This window comes from Hydrogenophaga sp. (genome assembly GCF_031426985.1).
Lineage (GTDB): Bacteria > Pseudomonadota > Gammaproteobacteria > Burkholderiales > Burkholderiaceae_C > Hydrogenophaga.
Map to the genome: position 1 here is coordinate 1 of NZ_JASJOY010000011.1, position 17,664 is coordinate 17,664.

Below are 17,664 nucleotides of genomic sequence, written 5' to 3' on the forward strand. Positions count from 1 at the left end.
CGTTGACAAACACGTCCTGGTCCATGCAGGCCACGCCGGCGTGGCGGTGCAGCACCGCCAGCAGCATGGCCAGGCGGTCTCGGTCCAGACCGACGCTCAATCGTCGTGGCGAAGGACCACCGCTGTCCACCAGCGCCTGGATCTCGACCAGCATGGGGCGGGTGCCTTCGAGCGTCACCATCACGCAGCTGCCGGGCACCGGCTCGCTGTGCTGGCTCAGAAAGATCGCGCTCGGGTTGCTCACGCCCTTGAGGCCGCGTTCGGTCATGGCGAACACGCCGATCTCGTTCACCGCGCCAAAGCGGTTCTTGATCGCGCGGATCAGGCGGAAGCTGCTGTGCGTGTCGCCCTCGAAATACAGGACGGTGTCCACCATGTGCTCCAGCACGCGCGGGCCGGCCAGGGCGCCTTCCTTGGTCACGTGGCCGACCAGCACGATGGCGGTGCCGCTGGCCTTGGCCGCGCGCGTCAGGTGCGCCGCGCACTCGCGCACCTGCGCCACCGAGCCGGGCGCCGAGGTCAGTTGTTCGGAATACACGGTCTGGATCGAGTCGATCACCGCGATGGCGGGCTGGGTGTGGGCCAGCGTGGCCAGGATCTTCTCCAGCTGGATCTCGGCCAGCACGCTGACCTGCGAACCGTCCAGTCCCAGCCGGCGCGAACGCAGCGCCACCTGGGCGCCGCTCTCTTCGCCCGTGACGTAGAGCGTTTTCTGGCCGGATCGCTGCAGCGCATCGAGCGCCTGCAGCAGCAGGGTGGACTTGCCGATGCCCGGGTCGCCGCCGATCAGCACCACGCCGCCTTCGACGATGCCACCGCCCAGCACCCGGTCCAGTTCGTCGTGGCCGGTGGGCGTGCGCTGCACGTCGGTGGCCTCGATGTCGGCCAGCGTCGTGACCTCGGCCGTTTTCGCCAGCGAGGCGAAGCGGTTCTTGGCGGGCGCGCTGGATTCGGCCACCGATTCGATCAGCGTGTTCCAGGCGTTGCAGTGCGGGCACTTGCCCAGCCAGCGCGGACTGGTGCCGCCGCATTCGTTGCAGGTGTAGATCGTCTTTTCTTTGGCCATGTGGCCGGCAATATAGTCGACACCCCACCGTGCCAGGTCCTGGACCGGTCCCACCCCTCCCCCGACCTCCGCCGTGCCCGCCACCCGAACCCCTTCCCAGAACCAGGTCGCACCCGCCACCGCCTTGCAGGCCCTGGCGCCGGGCGAACAGCCGCTGACGGCCGCGGCCCGGGCCTTCAACCTGCAGCTGACCCGCGTCGACAAGCTCAAGGCGCAGCTGGACGAACTGGACGCCTTGGGCCAGGCCCACCGCGCCGAGCGGCACCGCTGGCTGGCACCCCTGCAAGGGCAGCGGCGCCAGCACATGCGCGACCTGGCCCTGGCGCTGGAGGCGCAGCTGCAGGGCAAGGCGCTGAGCCGCCTGCAGCAGACCACCGCCACCGAGGCGCTGTGCGGGCTGGCGCAGATCCTGGCCGGCGAGGGCGAGGCCGACATGGTGGCCCTGCACGACCGCCACAGCCGCCAGACCCTGGCGCAGAAGAAGCAGGCCGCGGCCGATGCCCTGCGCGTGCGACTGGAGGCGGCGCTGGGCGAGCCGCTGGCCGATGATGGCCAGGCGCTGTCGGCCGAAGAACTGTTGCGCGAAGGCATGGCCCGCTGGCGCGCCGCGCAGGAAGAGGCGCAGGCGCGCCGCCAGGCCAAAGCCCAGGCGCGCAAGGCCCGCCAGAAGCCCGGTGCGGGCCCGGCCGCTGAGCAGGTACTGGCCGCCGATGCCGAGACCCAGCTGCGCACCCTGTTCCGCCAGCTGGCCAGCGCCCTGCACCCCGACCGTGAGCCCGACGAGGCCGAACGCCAGCGCAAGACCGCGCTGATGAGCGAGGCCAACACCGCCTACGCGCGCAAGGACCTGGTGACGCTGATGCAGATCCAGCTGCGCGCCGAACTGGCCGACCCGGCCGCGGTGTCGCGCCTGGCCGACGACCGGCTGGCCGCGCTCACCCTGCTGCTCAAGCAGCAGGTGGCCGGGCTGGAGCGCGAACGCGCGGCGCGGCAGGGCCAACTGGCGGCCGAGTTCGAGCTGCCGCACGGCCAGGTGGCGAACCCGAACACGCTGCGGCAGCATTTGCTGGGCCAGGTGCAGGCCCTGGAATCGGCCGTGGCGCAGCTGGCGCACGACCTGGCGCAGGTGCAGGACGCGGCGGACCTCAAACGCTGGCTGAACCGGCAGCGCGACACACCGCGCGCGGCGCGGGCGGACCGCGACCCCGACGATTACTGCTGATCCGGCTGCGCCGGGTGCTGGTAGCGCCGCGTGACCTCGGCGATCTCCACCGCATAGCTGGCGTACCAGCGCTCGCGGCCCAACTTTTGCGCCATCAGGTGGTCGGTGTGCTGCTTCCAGGCGCGGATGCTGGCCTCGTCGGGCCAGTAGGACAGGGCGATTTCCTGGTCGCCCTCGGTCACGGCAGTGAAGTCCAGGCAGCCGAACTGCGTGAGCGCCAGCTGGCGCATCTGCGCGGCCATGGCGCTGTACTCGGCGTCCAGCGCCTTCGCCTTGGCGCGGAAGATCACAACGAACATGCTTCGAATCCTTTGAGCAAAGAGGTGGTGATGTCCGCCGCCGGTGCGCTGCGGCAGCCGCTGGCGTTCTGGCCGCTCCACAGTGGCGAGAAGTCGCCGCGGCCCTGCGCCTCCCAGTGCGCGCGCAGCGGCGCGATGGCAGCGGTGGCGGTCGGGAAGGCGGGCGCCGCCGGGTTCAGCGGGCCCAGCTCGCGCATCACGCGGTTGGGTATGCCGCGCGCCGGCCGGCCGGTGAACAGGGTGGTCAGCTGCGTGTGGCGGGCGGTTTCGCTCTGCAGTGCGGCGCGGTGCAGGGCGCTGGTGGTGGCCTCGTCGCTGCACAGGTAGGCCGTGCCCACCTGCACGCCGGCCGCGCCCAGCGCCAGCGCCGCGCGCACACCGGCCGCATCGGCGATGCCGCCGGCCGCGATCACCGGCACCTGCACAGCGGCCACGATCTGCGGCAGCAGGGCGAAGCTGCCGACCTGCGTGCTGAGGTCGTCGGTGAGGAACATGCCACGGTGGCCGCCGGCCTCGGCGCCTTGCGCGATCACGGCGTCCACGCTTTGTGCCTGGAGCCACAGCGCCTCGTCCACCGTCGTCGCCGACGACAGAACCACGCTGCCCCAGCTCTTCACGCGCGCCAGCAGGTCGGGGGCGGGCAGACCGAAGTGGAAGCTCACGATGGGCGGCCGGAACGGCTCCACCACGTCGGCCATCTCATGGCTGAAGGGCACGCGCCCCGCGCCGGCCGGCACGCTGGCGAGGTCCAGCCCGGCCTCGGCGTAGAAGGGCGCCAGCGCCTCGCGCCAGCGGGCTTCGCGCGCCGCGTCGGGCACGGGCGGCGTGTGGCAGAAGAAGTTGACGTTCCAGGGCCGGTCGGTGCCTTGTGACAGCGTCTGCAGTTGCTGCGTCAGCGCCTCGGGCGTGAGCATGGCGGCGGGCAGGGCGCCGATGCCGCCGGCACCGCAGACCGCCAGCGCCAGGGCCGGTCCCTGGGCGCCGGCCATGGGCGCCTGCAACAGCAGATGGGGCGTCGACAGGCGGTGGGCGAGTGTGTTCATGCGCGCATTGTGTGTCGGCCCGCGGCGACCCCGGGTTAACCCTTGTTGGGTGGTGGGTGGAAAAACATTTAACATATTAAATAAATCGCACCCACCCATGGCCACCGACGACAACTCCCTTTCTTTTGTCCACCGCAACCTGCCGCGCCTGCTGCTGGAGGCGCGTGAGGCCGTGATGCAGCACACCCGCCCGAGCCTGCGCGAGCACGGCCTGTCGGACCAGCAGTGGCGTGTGCTGCGCGTGCTGGGCGAACACGCTCGCGACCCGGCGGGCGTCGAGACCGGCCGTGTGGCGCGCGAGGCGCTGCTGCTCGGTCCCAGCCTGTCCGGCGTGCTCACGCGCATGGAGCGCGACGGCCTGATCGCCCGTAACCGCTGCCCGCAAGACGCGCGCCGCACCGTGGTGCGCGCCACGGCGGCGGGCCTGAAGCTGGTGCGCAAGCTGTCGTCGACCATCGAGTCGCACTACCAGTGGATGGAGGCGCAACTGGGCAAACAGCGCCTGGCCCAGCTGTACGACCTGCTGGACGACGTGATCGCGCTGGAGGCGCCCGAAGGCGTCGAGGTCGACGGCATTGAAGAGTAAGAGGTACCCCATGAACACCCACCCCTACCTCCCCGGCGGCACCGTCTACGGCACGCTGCTGAACTTCCGGCGCGAACACGCGCTGTGGGCGCCGCGCATGCACGACGCGCCGTACCAGGCGCCGCCGAACGCGCCGGTGCTCTACATCAAGACCGCCAACACCTTCACCCGCAGCGGGCAGGCCATCGTTCTGCCCCAAGGCGTCGCCGAAGTCGAGGTTGCGGCCAGCCTGGGGCTGGTGGCGGGCGAGGGCGGTACCGTCGCCGGCGCCGTGCTGTTCAACGACGTGGCCATCCCGCACGAAAGCTACTACCGCCCGCCGGTGAAGTTCCGCTGCGTCGACGGCTTCCTCGGCGTGGGCGACGTGGTGCAGCCCCTGACCGACCTGTCTTCGATCGCGTCGCTGGTGCTGGAACTGCGGGTCGATGGCGTGATGCGCCAGCGCACGGCCCTGGCCGACCTGGTGCGCGACGCGGCCACGCTGTGGGCTGACGTCAACGCCTTCCAATCGATGCGGCCGGGCGATGTGCTGATGGTCGGCACCGATTGTCTGGACGACGGCACGCGGCCGCGGGTGAAGGCCGGCGACTCGGTCGAGATCACCGCCACCGGTTTTGCGCCGCTGGTCAACCATTTTGTGCAGGAAACGCCCGACGCCGGGCCGCCCCAAGTCGGGCGAGCCGCCCCAGGGGGGCTGCGAGCACGCGTCAGCGCAGAGCGTAGGGGCCATCCCCTCATGAAGCGCGCCCGCATCGCTTGGGCCGGCGCGGTCCACGACGCCGTCGAAGCCGACGGCGAGCTCGAACTGCTGACACCCGCATTCAAGGGCCGCCGCGTTGGCTTCGACGAGGTGGTCTGGCTGCCGCCGCTGCAACCCATCGACCGCCCGCGCACCGTGCTCGCCCTTGGCCTGAATTACGCCGACCACGCCAAGGAACTGGCCTTCAAGGCGCCCGAAGAACCGCTGGCCTTCGTCAAGGGCGAGGCATCGCTGACGGGACACCGCGCCTTCACCGTGCGGCCCGACGGCGTGAACTTCATGCACTACGAATGCGAGTTGGCGGTGGTGATTGGCCAGCCCGCCAAGCGCGTGAAGAAGGCCGACGCGCTGCGCTACGTCGCCGGCTACACCGTGGCCAACGACTACGCCATCCGCGACTACCTGGAGAACTGGTACCGCCCCAACCTCAAGGTCAAGAACCGCGACACCTGCACGCCCCTGGGCCCCTGGCTGGTCGACGCCGCCGACGTGCCCGATCCGCAGGCGCTGGCGCTGCGCACCACGGTCAACGGCCAGCTCACGCAGCAGGGCCACACGAAAGACATGATCTTCGACGTCGCCACGCTGATCGAATACTTCAGCGGCTTCATGACCCTGATGCCCGGCGACCTCATCCTCACCGGCACGCCCGACGGCGTGGTCGACTGCCAGCCTGGCGACGTGATCGTCACCGAGATCGACGGCATCGGCTCACTGACCAACACCATCACCGCAGAGCAAAGGGGGTCAGATCCTGATTCAGGACAGTGACCTCGCCGGATCAAAACCACGTTGAATGACATCAGGCTCTGACCCCTTTTGCGGGCTGGCCGGAGAAGGACCCTTATGAAAATCAATCACCTCATCAACGGCAAGACCGTCGCCGGCAGCGACTACTTCGAGACTGTCAACCCGGCCACGCAGGGCGTGCTGGCCGAGGTCGCCTCGGGCACCGAGGCCGACGTGAACGCCGCGGTGCAGGCCGCCAAGGACGCCTTCCCCGCCTGGGCCGGCCTGCCGGCGACCGAGCGCGCGAAGAAGGTGCGCGCCCTGGGCGATCTGATCGCCAAGCATGTGCCCGAGATCGCGAACACCGAAACCCAGGACACCGGTCAGGTGATCGCGCAGACCGGCAAGCAGCTGATCCCGCGCGCATCGGACAACTTCACTTACTTCGCCGAGATGTGCACCCGCACCGACGGGCACACCTACCCCACGCCCACGCACCTCAACTACACGCTGTTCCACCCGGTGGGCGTGTGCGCACTCATCAGCCCATGGAACGTGCCCTTCATGACCGCCACCTGGAAGGTCGCGCCCTGCCTGGCCTTCGGCAACACGGCGGTGCTGAAGATGAGCGAGCTCTCGCCCCTGACCGCGGCGCGCCTGGGCGATCTGGCGCTGGAGGCCGGCATCCCGGCCGGTGTGCTCAACGTCGTGCACGGCTTCGGCAAGGAAGCGGGCGAACCGCTGTGCGCGCACCCGGATGTGCGCGCGATCAGCTTCACCGGCTCCACCGCCACCGGCAACCGCATCGTCAAGACCGCGGGCCTGAAGAAGTTCAGCATGGAGCTGGGCGGCAAGAGCCCGTTCGTGGTCTTCGACGACGCCGATCTGGACCGCGCGCTCGATGCCGCGCTCTTCATGATCTTCAGCAACAACGGCGAGCGCTGCACGGCGGGCAGCCGCATCCTGGTGCAGCAGAGCATCTACGCCGACTTCGCCGCGAAGTTCGCCGAGCGCGCCAAGCGCATCGTGGTGGGCGACCCGCTGGATGAGAAGACCACCATTGGCCCGATGATCAGCAAGGCCCATCTGGCCAAGGTGCGCAGCTACATCGAACTGGGCCCGAAGGAGGGCGCGACGATGCTGTGCGGCGGGCTGGACCGGCCGAGCTATGCGGCCGAGCTGCCGTCGCATGTGGCGGGCGGCAACTACGTGTGGCCCACCGTGTTCGCCGACGTGGACAACCGCATGAAGATCGCGCAGGACGAGATCTTCGGCCCGGTCGCCTGCCTGATTCCGTTCAAGGACGAGGCGCACGCGATCGCGCTGGCCAACGACATCCAGTACGGACTGTCGAGCTATGTGTGGACCGAGAACATTGGCAAGGCACACCGCGTGGCCGCCGCTGTGGAAGCGGGCATGTGTTTCGTGAATTCGCAGAACGTGCGCGACCTGCGCCAGCCCTTCGGTGGCACCAAGGCGTCGGGCACCGGGCGCGAGGGTGGCACCTGGAGTTACGAGGTCTTCCTGGAGCCCAAGAACGTCGCTGTCTCTATGGGTTCGCACCACATTCCTCATTGGGGTGTTTGAGTTGCGCTTCCCTGTCTCGCTCACAGACCCGGGCGGAATGGCGATCGCGGGGTACACGACTCCGCGAATGTCCCCCGGCCCGGGCTGCGCCCGGGCCTCCTCCTTTATTTCGCTGCGTCGTGCACCCCGCGCTCCCCATTCAGACGCGATCTGGGCGAGCAATGTCAGAGCGCCGATGCGCAGCGAGAAGGTGGGGATGCGGGTCTGCTGCAGCGAAATAAAGGAGGAGGGCCGGAACGGCCCGGGGGACATTCGCGGAGGCAGGCCCGCGTCGCCGCCTTCCACCAAGCACGTCAGCCGAGCAACGGCAACCAACCGGAGACAAGACAGATGGGCACAGTAGCACTCGTCGGCAAGATCACCCACGTCCCCTCGATGTACCTCAGCGAACTCGACGGCCCGCGCAAAGGCACGCGCCAGGACGCCATCAATGGTCATCAGGAGATCGCGCGCCGCTGCAAGGCACTCGGTGTAGACACGATCGTCGTCTTCGACACCCACTGGCTCGTCAACGCCACCTACCACCTCAACTGCGCCCCGCACTGGGCAGGCACCTACACCAGCAACGAGCTGCCGCACTTCATCAGCAACATGGGCTACGCCATCCCCGGCAACCCCGAACTCGGCCAGTTGCTGGCGAAGGTGGCCAATCAACACGGTGTCGAAACCCTGGCCCACCACGCCACCACGCTGCAGCCCGAATACGGCACCCTCGTGCCCATGCGCTACATGAACGCCGACCAGCATTTCAAGGCGGTCTCGGTGTCGGCGCTGTGCACCTCGCACTACCTCAACGACAGCGCGCGCCTGGGCTGGGCCATGCGCAAGGCGGTCGAAGAACACTACGACGGCACCGTCGCCTTCCTCGCCAGCGGATCGCTCAGCCACCGCTTCGCGCAGAACGGTCTGGCGCCCGAACTCGCCTTCAAGGTCTGGAGCCCCTTCCTGCAACATCTGGACGACGAGGTGGTCCGCATGTGGCAAGCCGGCGCGTGGAAAGACTTCTGCGAAATGCTGCCCGAGTACGCGGCCAAGGGCCACGGCGAAGGCTTCATGCACGACACGGCCATGATGCTCGGCGTGCTGGGCTGGAGCGAGTACACCGGCCAGGCCGAGATCGTCACGCCCTACTTCGGCGCCAGCGGCACGGGCCAGATCAACGCATTGTTCCCGGTGCTGCCGGTCAGCGGTGCGGCCATCCCGCCGCCGGTGGCCTCGCGCGCCGACGGCTACACCTCGGTCGCCACGAGGCTCTGACCATGCCCCATCTCGTCATCCTCTACACCCCCAACCTCGACAAACCCGCCTCGCAAGGCGGCGTCGACATGGGCGGCCTGTGCCGCGCCCTGTGCGATGCCATGCTCGCCTTGCGCGACGAGCAGGACAAACAGGTCTTCCCCACCGGCGGCACGCGCGTGCTGGCCTACCCGGCCGCGCACCACGCCGTGTCCGACGGCGGCGCGGCCGGCATTGCCGCGGGCCTGGGCGACGACTACGCCTTCGTCTACATGAACGTGCGCATGGCAAAGGGCCGCAGCGCCGTCGTGCACCAGCGCGTGGGCGAAGCGCTCAACGCCTGCGTGAAAGAACGTTTTGCCGAACAGCTGGCGAAGCGCCCCATCGGCATCACCGTGCAGGTCGATGAAGGCCACGAGGTCTTCGACGCCAAGAACAGTTCCCTGCACCCGCTTTTCCAGAAGACATAAGCCATGTTCGACGACACCCTCATCCAGCAACTCGCCGCCGAGCTGCAGCGGTCCCAGCAGACCCGCACCCCGGTCGAGCACTTCTCCAAACGCCACCCTGGCATGAGCATCGAAGACGGCTACCGCATCGGCCGCGCCTGGGTGAATCTGGAAATGGCCGCTGGCAAAAAAGTCATCGGCCACAAGATCGGCCTGACCAGCCGCGCCATGCAGATCAGCAGTCAGATCGACGAGCCCGACTACGGCACGCTGCTCGACGACATGCTCTACACCGCCAAGGCCGGCGAGGTGCTGGAGATCCCGATGAAGAACTTCATCGCCCCGCGCGTCGAGGTCGAGCTGGCCTTCGTGCTCAAGGCGCCGCTGGCCGGCCCGAACGTGACGGTGGAAGACGTGCTGGCCGCGACCGACCACATCACCCCCGCCATCGAAATCATCGATGCGCGCATCGAGCAGTTCGACCGCCACACCAAGGTGATGCGCAAGGTCTACGACACCATCAGCGACAACGCGGCCAACGCCGGCATCGTGATCGGTGCGGGCGACCCGGCCTTCCGCGCCGACCCGCGCACCACCAACCGCCCCTGGTGCGGCGCCATCCTGCGGCAGAACGGCGCGGTCGAAGAGACCGGCCTGGCCGCCGGCGTGCAGGGCGACCCGGCCATCGGCATCGCCTGGCTGGCCAACAAGCTCGCGCCCTGGGGCGAAACGCTGCAGGCCGGCGAGATCGTGCTGGCCGGCAGCTTCACGCGGCCCGTCGCGGCCAAGGCGGGCGACCTGTTCGAGGCGGACTACGGTCCGCTCGGTTGCCTGCGCTTCAAGTTCATCTGAGCGAATCACTGCAGGAGACACGACATGGCCGACGCCTTTCTCAAACCCGCCCGCTTCAGCGAAGCCGAGTGGGCCGCGCGCGTGCAGCTCGCCGCCGCCTACCGCATCTTTGCCCGCCTCGGCTGGGCCGAGCTGATCTACAACCACATCTCGCTGCGCGTGCCGGGGCCGGACGCGCACTTCCTCATCAACCCCTTCGGCCTGCACTACACCGAGGTCACCGCGTCCAACCTGGTCAAGGTCGACGTCGACGGCAACACCATCGGCAACGACGACTGGCCCATCAACCCGGCGGGCTTCACCTTCCACGGCGCGATCCACGCCACCCTGCCCGACGCGCACTGCGTGATGCACGTGCACACCACGCCGACCATGGCCGTGTGCTGCAGCGAAGAAGGTCTGAGCTACACCAACTTCTACGCCGCCCAGCTGCACGGCCAGGTGGCGTACCACGACTTCGAGGGCATCACCGTGCACCGCGAAGAGGGCGCGCGCATCCTCGCCAGCGCGGGCGGCAAACGCGTGCTGCTGCTGCGCAACCACGGTCCCGTCGTCATCGGCCAGACCCTGCCGCAGGCGTTCAACATCCTCTGGCTGGTGCAGCGCGCCTGCGAGATCCAAGTCGCCTCGTCCACGCTCGGGCAGTTGCGGAACATTCCCGTGCCGGTGCTCGAAGGCTGCGTGCGAGACTCGCTCAACTTCAACCCGAAATACGGCGCCGGTGAGGATTCGTTTGCCGCCATGCAGCGCCTGATCGACCGCACTGACCCGGGATACCGCGCATGAACGATTCACCCAGCTTCAAGAAGATTGCGATCGTCGGCGTTGGCGCCATCGGCGGCCTGTTCGCCGGCTGGCTCGGCTCGCGGCTGCCGGCCGGTCAGGTGCAGCTGTCCGCGGTGGCGCGCGGCGACACCCTGCGCGCGCTGCGCGAACGCGGCCTGGTGTGGGTCGACGCCGATGGCGCGGAACACACCGTGCCGGTCAACGCCAGCGACGACGCTGCGAGCCTCGGCGAGCAGGACCTGGTGATCGTCTCGGTCAAAGGCCCGGCCATGCCGGTGGTGGCACCCGCCGTGCGCGCGCTCATGGGGCCGCACACCGTGGTGCTGGTGGCGATGAACGGCGTGCCCTGGTGGTTCTTCGATGGCCTGCCGGGCGCTGCCGCGGGTCTTCAGCTCAACACGGTCGACCCCGGTGGCGTGACCGCCGCGAACATCCCCACGTCGCAGGTCATCGGCTGCGTGGTCCACACCAGCGCCGCCGCGCCGACGCCTGCGCGCATCGAACGCATCAAGAACAACCAGCTCATCATCGGCGAGCCCGCGGGCGGCGTGACCCCGCGCCTGCAGGCCGTGGCCGACCTGTTGAGCGCTGCCGGCTTCGGCATCACCGTCTCCGACCGCATCCAGCGCGACATCTGGTTCAAGCTCTGGGGCAACATGACCATCAACCCCATCTCGGCCATCACCGGCGCGCCCTGCGACCGCATCCTCGACGACGAGCTGGTGCGCGGCTTTGTCAGCGCCATCATGCTGGAGGCCAAGGCCATCGGCGCGCGCATCGGCATCCCGATCGACCAGAGCCCGGAAGATCGCCACGCCGTCACGCGCAAGCTCGGCTCGTTCAAGACCTCGATGCTGCAGGACGTGGAAGCCGGCCGGCCCATCGAGCTCGATGCGCTGGTGGGCGCGGTGCGCGAAATCGGCCAGCACCTGGGCGAAGCCACGCCGAACATGGACGCGCTCATGGGCCTCACTCGGCTCATGGGGCAAATGAAAAGCTTGTACCCCGACACACCATGAAGATCCCCCAGAACACCTTCCGCGACGCCCTGAAAGCCGGCAAGCCCCAGATCGGCTGCTGGGTCGGCTTCGCTTCGCCCGATGTGGCCGAGGCCCTGGCCGGCTGCGGCTTTGACTGGTTGCTGCTCGACGGCGAACACGCACCCAACGATCCGCGCACCGTGCTGGAACAGCTGCGCGCCGTGGCGCCATACAGCCAGACCCACGCCGTCGTGCGCGCGGTCGAGGCGAACGTGGCCCTGGTCAAGCAGTACCTCGACGTGGGCGCGCAGACCCTGCTGATCCCGATGGTGGACACGGCCGAGCAGGCGGAGCTGATGGTCAAGGCCATGCGCTACGCCCCCGAGGGCATCCGCGGCATGGGCGCCGCGCTGGCGCGCGCCTCGCGCTGGAACCAGGTCGACGACTACCTCAACCAGGCCAACGGCCAGATGTGCCTGTTGGTGCAGGCCGAGACGGTGGAAGCGGTGAAGAACCTGAAGGCCATCGCCGAGACCGAGGGCGTGGACGGCGTGTTCTTCGGCCCGGCCGACCTCTCGGCCAGCATGGGCTACCGCGGACAGCCGGGCCACCCAGAAGTGCAGAAAGTCATCCTCGAAGGCATCGCCACCGTGCGCGCGGCGGGCAAGGCCGCCGGCATCCTCGCCACCGACCCGGTGCTGGTGCAGCAGTACCTGGACGCGGGTGCGCTGTTCGTGGCGGTGGGGCTGGACACCAGCCTGCTCGTGAAGGCCGCGACCGAGACGGCGCGGCGCTTCAAGGGCGCTGGGTCAGCCCTCTCTGCGGCATCCGGCGGGTACTGAAGCAGGTTTTCCGGCGAGCGTGTCTGCAGCCAGGATGCCGTGGAACCGGCTCCGCCGGGCCACAGGCATTGTTCCCTGGGGAGTGACGCCGCAGGCGGCTCGGGGGGGTCAAGCCAACGCCGGAAACAGCTTCACCAGCCCGGCCGCCATCACCTCCACCGCCAGCGCGGCCAGGATCAGGCCCATCAGACGCGTCATCACGTTGATGCCGGTCTGGCCCAGGAAGCGCGCAATGGGTTTGGCCGCGGCGAAACACACGGCGGTGGCCAGTGCGATCACCACGCCATAGCCCACCAGGGCGGCGTGCTGGAAGAAGGTCTTGGCCTGGTCGGCGTAGATCACCACGGTGGACATGGTGGCCGGACCGGTGAGCAGCGGAATGGTCAGCGGCACCACGGCGATGGAAGCACGCGCCGACGCGTCGTCCACCTCGCCCTGGGTGGTCTTGGCCTCGGCGGGCTGGGCGTTCAGCATGGACAGTGCCGACGTGAGCAGCAACATGCCCCCGCCGACCTGGAAGCTCGCCAGCGAGATGCCGAAAAATTCCAGCACCTGCAGGCCCATGAGGGCGCAGGTGGCGATGACCACGAAGGCGCTGAACGACGAAATCAGGATGGTGCGCTTGCGTTGCGCCGCGCTGAAACCCTGCGTGTAGTGGATGAAAAACGGCACGATGGCCAGCGGATTGACCAGGGCCAGCAGGGTGATGAGTGGCTTGAAATTCATCCCGCTATTGTGCGGGCGCGGCGGAGCCTGAGGCGCAGCCGATCGGCCGCCATGGGGGGCCGCGACCCGCGCAGCGGCGGAGCGTGGGGGCGCGATGATCGGCCGCCGGGCCGCCCCCCCCAGGCCGATCAGCCCCCGTGGGGGTCCGCAGCCCGCTCAGCGGCGGAGGGCGGGGGCGCTTTCAGCCGGAACATGCCGTAGCCCTCCATGTGCAGCACCTTCTCGCCGTGCTGGTTGAACATCTCCCAGACGGTGCGCACCAGGCCGACATCGGGCCGTTTGCTCATTGGCCGCTTCTCGGTGATGGTGTGCTGCAGCCGCAGCACGTCGCCGGGGTAGACCGGTTTGGTCCACTTCAGGCTTTCCAGTCCGGGCGAGCCGAGGCTGGAGGTCTGGTGCAGGAAGTTCGTGACCATCAGCCGCATCGCCATCGCGCAGGTGTGCCAGCCGCTGGCGCTCAGGGCGCCGAACACCGAGGCCTTGCCCCCTTCGTCGCTCAGGTGGAAGGGCTGCGGATCGAACTGGCGGGCGAAGGCGATGATCTCTTCCCGCGTCGGCGAGATCGTGCCGAGGTCGCGCACCTGGCCGATCTCCAGGTCTTCCCACCAGATGTGGATGTGCGGGCTGTCTTCGGGTGTGGTTGCGGTCATGGGGGCTCCTCGTTCATCGTCCGCCGGACACATCCAGCAGGCTCATGGTGGTGTAACTCGCCGCGGGGGACAGCAGCCAGACGATGGCCTGCGCCACCTCGTCGGCCGTGCCGCCGCGCTGCATGGGCACCTGGTGCTTGAGATCGTTGACGCGGTCGGGCAGGCCGCCCGAGGCGTGGATTTCGGTCTCGATCAGGCCCGGCCGCACCGCGTTGACGCGCACGCCCTCGGCCGCCACCTCCTTGGCCAGGCCGATGGTGAAGGCGTCGATCGCACCCTTGGCGGCGGCGTAGTCCACGTACTGCCCGGGCGAGCCCAGGCGCGACGCGGCGCTGGACAGGTTGACGATGGCACCACCCGCGCCGCCGTGGCGCGTGCTCATGCGGCGCACCGCCTCGCGCGCGCAGAGCATCGAGCCGATGACGTTGATGTCGAACATGCGTTTCCAGCGCTCGACGCCCATCTCGTCGACCCGCGCCGTCACGTCCACCACGCCCGCGTTGTTCACCAGCCCTGTGAGGCGGCCGAGCTTGGCGTCCACTTTCTCGAACATGCGCAGCACCTGCGCCTCGTCGGCCACATCGGCCTGCACGGTGATGGCCTGGCCACCGCCGGCGCGGATGCTGCGCACCACCTCGTCGGCCGCCAGCGAGTTGTTGGCGTAGTTCACCGCCACCGCCCAGCCCTGGCGCGCCGCCAGCAAGGCGGTGGCCGCGCCAATGCCGCGGCTGCCGCCGGTGACCAGCAAAACCTTGTCCATGTCTCTGCCTCCTGCAAACCGGGCCAAACAGCGGTACAACCGCTGTCTGCCGGACCATAACGCAGCAGCGGGTGCCCCACCCGTCGCCGACCGGACCCCCCCCACATTTTTCGCACGGAGACACCATGGGTACCTTTGTCACGCTCAGCGCCGCCGACGGCTTCCAGTTCCCCGCCTACGTGGCCCAGCCTGCGGGGCAGGCCAAGGGCGGGCTGGTAGTGTTGCAGGAGATTTTTGGCGTCAACAGCCACATCCAGGCCGTGGCCGACGGCTACGCCGCCGAGGGTTATGTCGTCGTGGCGCCGTCCACCTTCCACCGCGTGCAGTCGGGGGTGGATCTGGGTTACGCCGAGGCCGACATGGGCGCCGGCATGGCGCTCAAGACCGCGGTGGAAGCCCTGCCCGCGCCCGGCGTGCTGGCCGACATCCAGGCCGCCATCGGCCACGCCGCGCAGGGTGGCAAGGTCGGCATCGTGGGCTACTGCTGGGGCGGCCTGCTCACCTGGCGCAGCGCCTGCACATTGCACGGCCTGAGCGCTGCCGTGCCCTACTACGGCGGCGGTATGACCACGCCGGCCGAGGCGGCGCGCCAACCCCGGGTGCCGGTGCTGGCGCACTTTGCCGAAGAAGACCAGTGGATCCCGCTGGACAGCGTGCGGGCGTTCGAGCAGGCGCACCCCGGCGTGGCGGTGCACACCTATGCCGCGCACCACGGCTTCAACTGCGACCAGCGCGGCGCCTGGAACCCGCAGGCCGCTCAGCTGGCGCGCCAGCGCAGCCTGGCCTTCCTGGCACAGCACCTGGGCTGACGGCCCGGGCCGCCACGTCGTCGCCGCATGGCCTGGCGGCGGCCGTGGCGCGCCGCCGCGCGTGGAACAATGGCGCCCCTTTCTCTGGCCGGCCTCCCGCGAACCGATGATCCAACTGCACCACTACCCCAGCACCGCCAGCATGGTGCCGCACATCCTGCTGGAAGAACTGGGCCAGCCCTTCGACCTGGTGCTGGTGGACCGCATGCGCGACCAGCAGAAGTCGCCCGACTTTCTGCGCCTGAACCCCAACGGCCTGATCCCGGTGCTGGTGGACGGTGACCTGGTGCTTTACGAGACCGCCGCCATCTGCCTGCACCTGTGCGACACGCGCCCGCAAGCCGGCCTGGCGCCCGCGCTGGGCACGGCCGAGCGGGCCCATTTCTACAAATGGCTGGTGTGGCTGACCAACACCCTGCAGGCCACGCTGATCGTCTACTTCTACCCCTGGCGCTGGGTGGACCTGGACAACGCGGCCGGCGCCGAGCAGGTGCGCCGGCAGGCGCAGCGCAAGGTCAACGAGCTGGTCGACCAGCTGGACGCCGAACTGGCGCGCCACGGCGGCCCCTGGTTCATGGGCGGGTCGTACAGCGCACTCGACCCCTTCGTGTTCACGCTCTGCCGCTGGACGCGCAACTTTGACGACCACCAGGCCCGCACGCTGCCCCACCTGGGCCCCTACCTGCAGCGCATGCTGGCGCGCCCGGCGGTGCAGCGCGCGCTGGCCAGCGAAGCGCTGGAGCCGCCCTTCGTCTGAGCCAGTGCTGGCGCTGCCTGCGCACCCGCCCGTGGTGCGCAGGCGTCAGCGGCTGGTGCGCTCGATGTAGCGCTTGCGCCAGAAGAACAGGCTCAGGCCGATCGCGGTGAGCCCCATCGCACCCATGGTCCACCAGAAGCCGGTTTGCAGGTGCAGCAGCGGGATGAAGTCGAAGTTCATGCCGAAGATGCCGGCGATCAGGTTCAGCGGCAGGAAGATGGCCGTCAGCACCGTGAGCGTGCGCATGATGTCGTTGGTGCGGTTGCTCTGCGCCGAGAAGTGCATCTGCACCGCGGTCTCGGCGTTCTGCTCCAGCCGCCGCACGTGGTGGATCACCCGTTCGATGTGTTCCAGCACGTCGCGGCTGCGCACTTTGAGCAGCTCCAGCCCCTTGTGGCCGCCGAAGTGGTCGCTCTTGCCTTCCACCACTTCCCAGCCGGCCAGCGCCTCGATCCAGTCCTGGATGGCCGCGCGCTGGTCCTCGCAGATCTCGTCGAGGTGGTGCAGCGAGATGCGCGCGTCCAGCAGCGAGCTCCAGTTGTTGAAGCGGGTGGACGGGTGCAGCAGTTCGGCCTGCCAGTGGTCGAGCTGGCGTGTGAGCTCGCGCCGCAGGGCCAGGTAGCCGTCCACCATTTGGTTGACGATGCGCAGCATCAGGTCGGCCGGGCCGGCGGGCAGGTTCACGCCGGCGGAGCGGGCGGCACTGCTGCCGGCCGACAGCAGGCGCGTGGCGTACTGCTCCAGCACCGTGCAGCCGGCCGGGTGCACGGTCAGCAGCACCCGGTCGAACACCGCAAAGCCCACCGGGCTGGTGTCGATGCGGCGCAGCACCGGCGGGCCACCGCGCCGCGGGGTCTGTGTCAGCGGCTGCCCCGGGTGGGCCATGTCGGTTTCGCTGTGGCCAGCGGCCAGGCGCCGGAACACCAGGATGTCGTACTGCGAGGTGTAGTCGAAGTGCGAGGGCAGCTGGTTGTTGAGCAGGTCCGAGATGTGCAGGTCCACCAGCGCCGTGCCGTGCAGCAGCTGCATCGTGGTCTGGATGTGGGCCTGCTCCAGTTCGAATTCGCGGCGGCCGCAGGCGATCCACACAAAACCCTCGGCCGGCGGCTGCGACGGCAGCGCGTCGGCCTCGATCACCGAGCCGTGCAGGACATGGAAAACGCGCATCGGGCCGGCCCCGCTCAGCCGCGCAGCAACCGGGCGGCGTCGCGCGCGAAGTAGGTCAGGATGCCGTCGCAGCCCGCGCGCTTGAACGCCATCAGGCTCTCCAGCATCACCGCGTCGTGGTCGAGCCAGCCGTTGATGGCGGCGGCCTTGAGCATGGCGTATTCGCCGCTGACCTGGTAGGCAAAGGTCGGCATGTGGAACTCGTCCTTCACGCGGCGCACGATGTCCAGGTAAGGCATGCCGGGCTTGACCATCACCATGTCCGCGCCCTCGGCGATGTCCAGCGCCACCTCGCGCAGGGCCTCGTCGCTGTTGCCCGGGTCCATCTGGTAGACCTTCTTGTCGGCCTTGCCCAGGT

At 68.9% G+C, this 17,664-nt stretch carries 19 protein-coding genes and 2 pseudogenes; 13 read left to right on the top strand and 8 right to left on the bottom strand.

Annotated elements, in window-relative coordinates:
• The coding region (gene radA / locus RMP09_RS01730) for a DNA repair protein RadA (protein ID WP_310564288.1) at positions 1 to 1,066 on the bottom strand (1,066 nt) is incomplete at its 3' end.
• 73 nt (positions 1,067 to 1,139) lie between these two features.
• On the opposite strand from radA, the gene RMP09_RS01735 reads away from it, so the two are divergent.
• The gene (locus tag RMP09_RS01735) at positions 1,140 to 2,288 is read left to right on the top strand and encodes a hypothetical protein (RefSeq protein ID WP_310564289.1); all 1,149 of its coding nucleotides are present in this window, start codon (positions 1,140 to 1,142) and stop codon (positions 2,286 to 2,288) included.
• Here the strand turns inward: RMP09_RS01735 and RMP09_RS01740 are convergent.
• Positions 2,279 to 2,587 carry an antibiotic biosynthesis monooxygenase gene (locus RMP09_RS01740; protein WP_310564290.1) on the bottom strand — a complete coding sequence of 103 codons (309 nt, stop codon included), beginning with the start codon at positions 2,585 to 2,587 and terminating at the stop codon, positions 2,279 to 2,281. The genes RMP09_RS01735 and RMP09_RS01740 overlap by 10 nt on opposite strands.
• Positions 2,575 to 3,630 (bottom strand): nitronate monooxygenase, encoded by a 1,056-nt coding sequence (locus RMP09_RS01745; protein WP_310564291.1) that lies wholly within the window; start codon positions 3,628 to 3,630, stop codon positions 2,575 to 2,577. The genes RMP09_RS01740 and RMP09_RS01745 overlap by 13 nt, the downstream gene beginning before the upstream one ends.
• A 97-nt stretch (positions 3,631 to 3,727) precedes the next feature.
• Between RMP09_RS01745 and hpaR the strand changes: the two genes are divergently transcribed.
• The 10 genes and pseudogenes from hpaR (at position 3,728) to RMP09_RS01795 (ending at position 12,437) form a co-directional block, all read left to right on the top strand.
• A complete protein-coding gene (gene hpaR, locus RMP09_RS01750; RefSeq protein ID WP_310564292.1) occupies positions 3,728 to 4,216 on the top strand; it encodes a homoprotocatechuate degradation operon regulator HpaR in 489 nt (162 codons plus the stop codon).
• Between the two features lie 10 nt (positions 4,217 to 4,226).
• Positions 4,227 to 4,841, top strand: a pseudogene (locus tag RMP09_RS01755) (fumarylacetoacetate hydrolase family protein); the annotation flags it as partial.
• Positions 4,842 to 4,952: 111 nt separating this feature from the next.
• On the top strand, positions 4,953 to 5,747 hold the full coding sequence (locus RMP09_RS01760) for a fumarylacetoacetate hydrolase family protein (RefSeq protein WP_310564306.1): 795 nt from the start codon (positions 4,953 to 4,955) through the stop codon (positions 5,745 to 5,747).
• Positions 5,748 to 5,822: 75 nt separating this feature from the next.
• Positions 5,823 to 7,292 carry a 5-carboxymethyl-2-hydroxymuconate semialdehyde dehydrogenase gene (gene hpaE / locus RMP09_RS01765; RefSeq protein ID WP_310564293.1) on the top strand — a complete coding sequence of 490 codons (1,470 nt, stop codon included), beginning with the start codon at positions 5,823 to 5,825 and terminating at the stop codon, positions 7,290 to 7,292.
• Between the two features lie 330 nt (positions 7,293 to 7,622).
• The gene (gene hpaD / locus RMP09_RS01770) at positions 7,623 to 8,549 is read left to right on the top strand and encodes a 3,4-dihydroxyphenylacetate 2,3-dioxygenase (RefSeq protein ID WP_310564294.1); all 927 of its coding nucleotides are present in this window, start codon (positions 7,623 to 7,625) and stop codon (positions 8,547 to 8,549) included.
• 2 nt (positions 8,550 to 8,551) lie between these two features.
• On the top strand, positions 8,552 to 8,998 hold the full coding sequence (locus tag RMP09_RS01775) for a 5-carboxymethyl-2-hydroxymuconate isomerase (protein ID WP_310564295.1): 447 nt from the start codon (positions 8,552 to 8,554) through the stop codon (positions 8,996 to 8,998).
• A 3-nt stretch (positions 8,999 to 9,001) separates the two neighbouring features.
• A complete protein-coding gene (hpaH, locus tag RMP09_RS01780) occupies positions 9,002 to 9,829 on the top strand; it encodes a 2-oxo-hept-4-ene-1,7-dioate hydratase (RefSeq protein WP_310564296.1) in 828 nt (275 codons plus the stop codon).
• Between the two features lie 24 nt (positions 9,830 to 9,853).
• Positions 9,854 to 10,615: a class II aldolase/adducin family protein gene (locus tag RMP09_RS01785; protein WP_310564297.1), complete on the top strand. Its 762-nt coding sequence runs from the start codon at positions 9,854 to 9,856 to the stop codon at positions 10,613 to 10,615.
• Positions 10,612 to 11,634: a 2-dehydropantoate 2-reductase gene (locus RMP09_RS01790; RefSeq protein WP_310564298.1), complete on the top strand. Its 1,023-nt coding sequence runs from the start codon at positions 10,612 to 10,614 to the stop codon at positions 11,632 to 11,634. Before RMP09_RS01785 ends, RMP09_RS01790 begins: the two co-directional genes overlap by 4 nt.
• Entirely contained in the window at positions 11,631 to 12,437 is an 807-nt protein-coding gene (locus tag RMP09_RS01795) for an aldolase/citrate lyase family protein (protein WP_310564299.1), read from the top strand. Before RMP09_RS01790 ends, RMP09_RS01795 begins: the two co-directional genes overlap by 4 nt.
• Before the next feature lie 108 nt (positions 12,438 to 12,545).
• On the opposite strand, the gene RMP09_RS01800 is transcribed toward RMP09_RS01795, so the two are convergent.
• From RMP09_RS01800 to RMP09_RS01810, 3 genes are all read right to left on the bottom strand, one after another.
• Positions 12,546 to 13,163, bottom strand: a complete 618-nt coding sequence (locus RMP09_RS01800) for a MarC family protein (RefSeq protein ID WP_310564300.1) — start codon at positions 13,161 to 13,163, stop codon at positions 12,546 to 12,548.
• A gap of 128 nt (positions 13,164 to 13,291) precedes the next feature.
• Entirely contained in the window at positions 13,292 to 13,813 is a 522-nt protein-coding gene (locus RMP09_RS01805) for a MaoC family dehydratase (RefSeq protein ID WP_310564301.1), read from the bottom strand.
• Positions 13,814 to 13,826: 13 nt separating this feature from the next.
• Positions 13,827 to 14,573 carry an SDR family oxidoreductase gene (locus tag RMP09_RS01810; protein WP_310564302.1) on the bottom strand — a complete coding sequence of 249 codons (747 nt, stop codon included), beginning with the start codon at positions 14,571 to 14,573 and terminating at the stop codon, positions 13,827 to 13,829.
• 125 nt (positions 14,574 to 14,698) lie between these two features.
• Between RMP09_RS01810 and RMP09_RS01815 the strand changes: the two genes are divergently transcribed.
• Positions 14,699 to 15,382, top strand: a complete 684-nt coding sequence (locus tag RMP09_RS01815) for a dienelactone hydrolase family protein (RefSeq protein ID WP_310564303.1) — start codon at positions 14,699 to 14,701, stop codon at positions 15,380 to 15,382.
• A gap of 106 nt (positions 15,383 to 15,488) precedes the next feature.
• Positions 15,489 to 16,139: a glutathione S-transferase family protein gene (locus RMP09_RS01820; RefSeq protein WP_310564304.1), complete on the top strand. Its 651-nt coding sequence runs from the start codon at positions 15,489 to 15,491 to the stop codon at positions 16,137 to 16,139.
• A 45-nt stretch (positions 16,140 to 16,184) separates the two neighbouring features.
• Here RMP09_RS01820 and RMP09_RS01825 read toward each other — a convergent pair whose 3' ends face one another.
• Entirely contained in the window at positions 16,185 to 17,306 is a 1,122-nt protein-coding gene (locus RMP09_RS01825; RefSeq protein WP_310564305.1) for a magnesium transporter CorA family protein, read from the bottom strand.
• Between the two features lie 14 nt (positions 17,307 to 17,320).
• Positions 17,321 to 17,664 (bottom strand): annotated as a pseudogene (locus tag RMP09_RS01830) (porphobilinogen synthase); the annotation flags it as partial.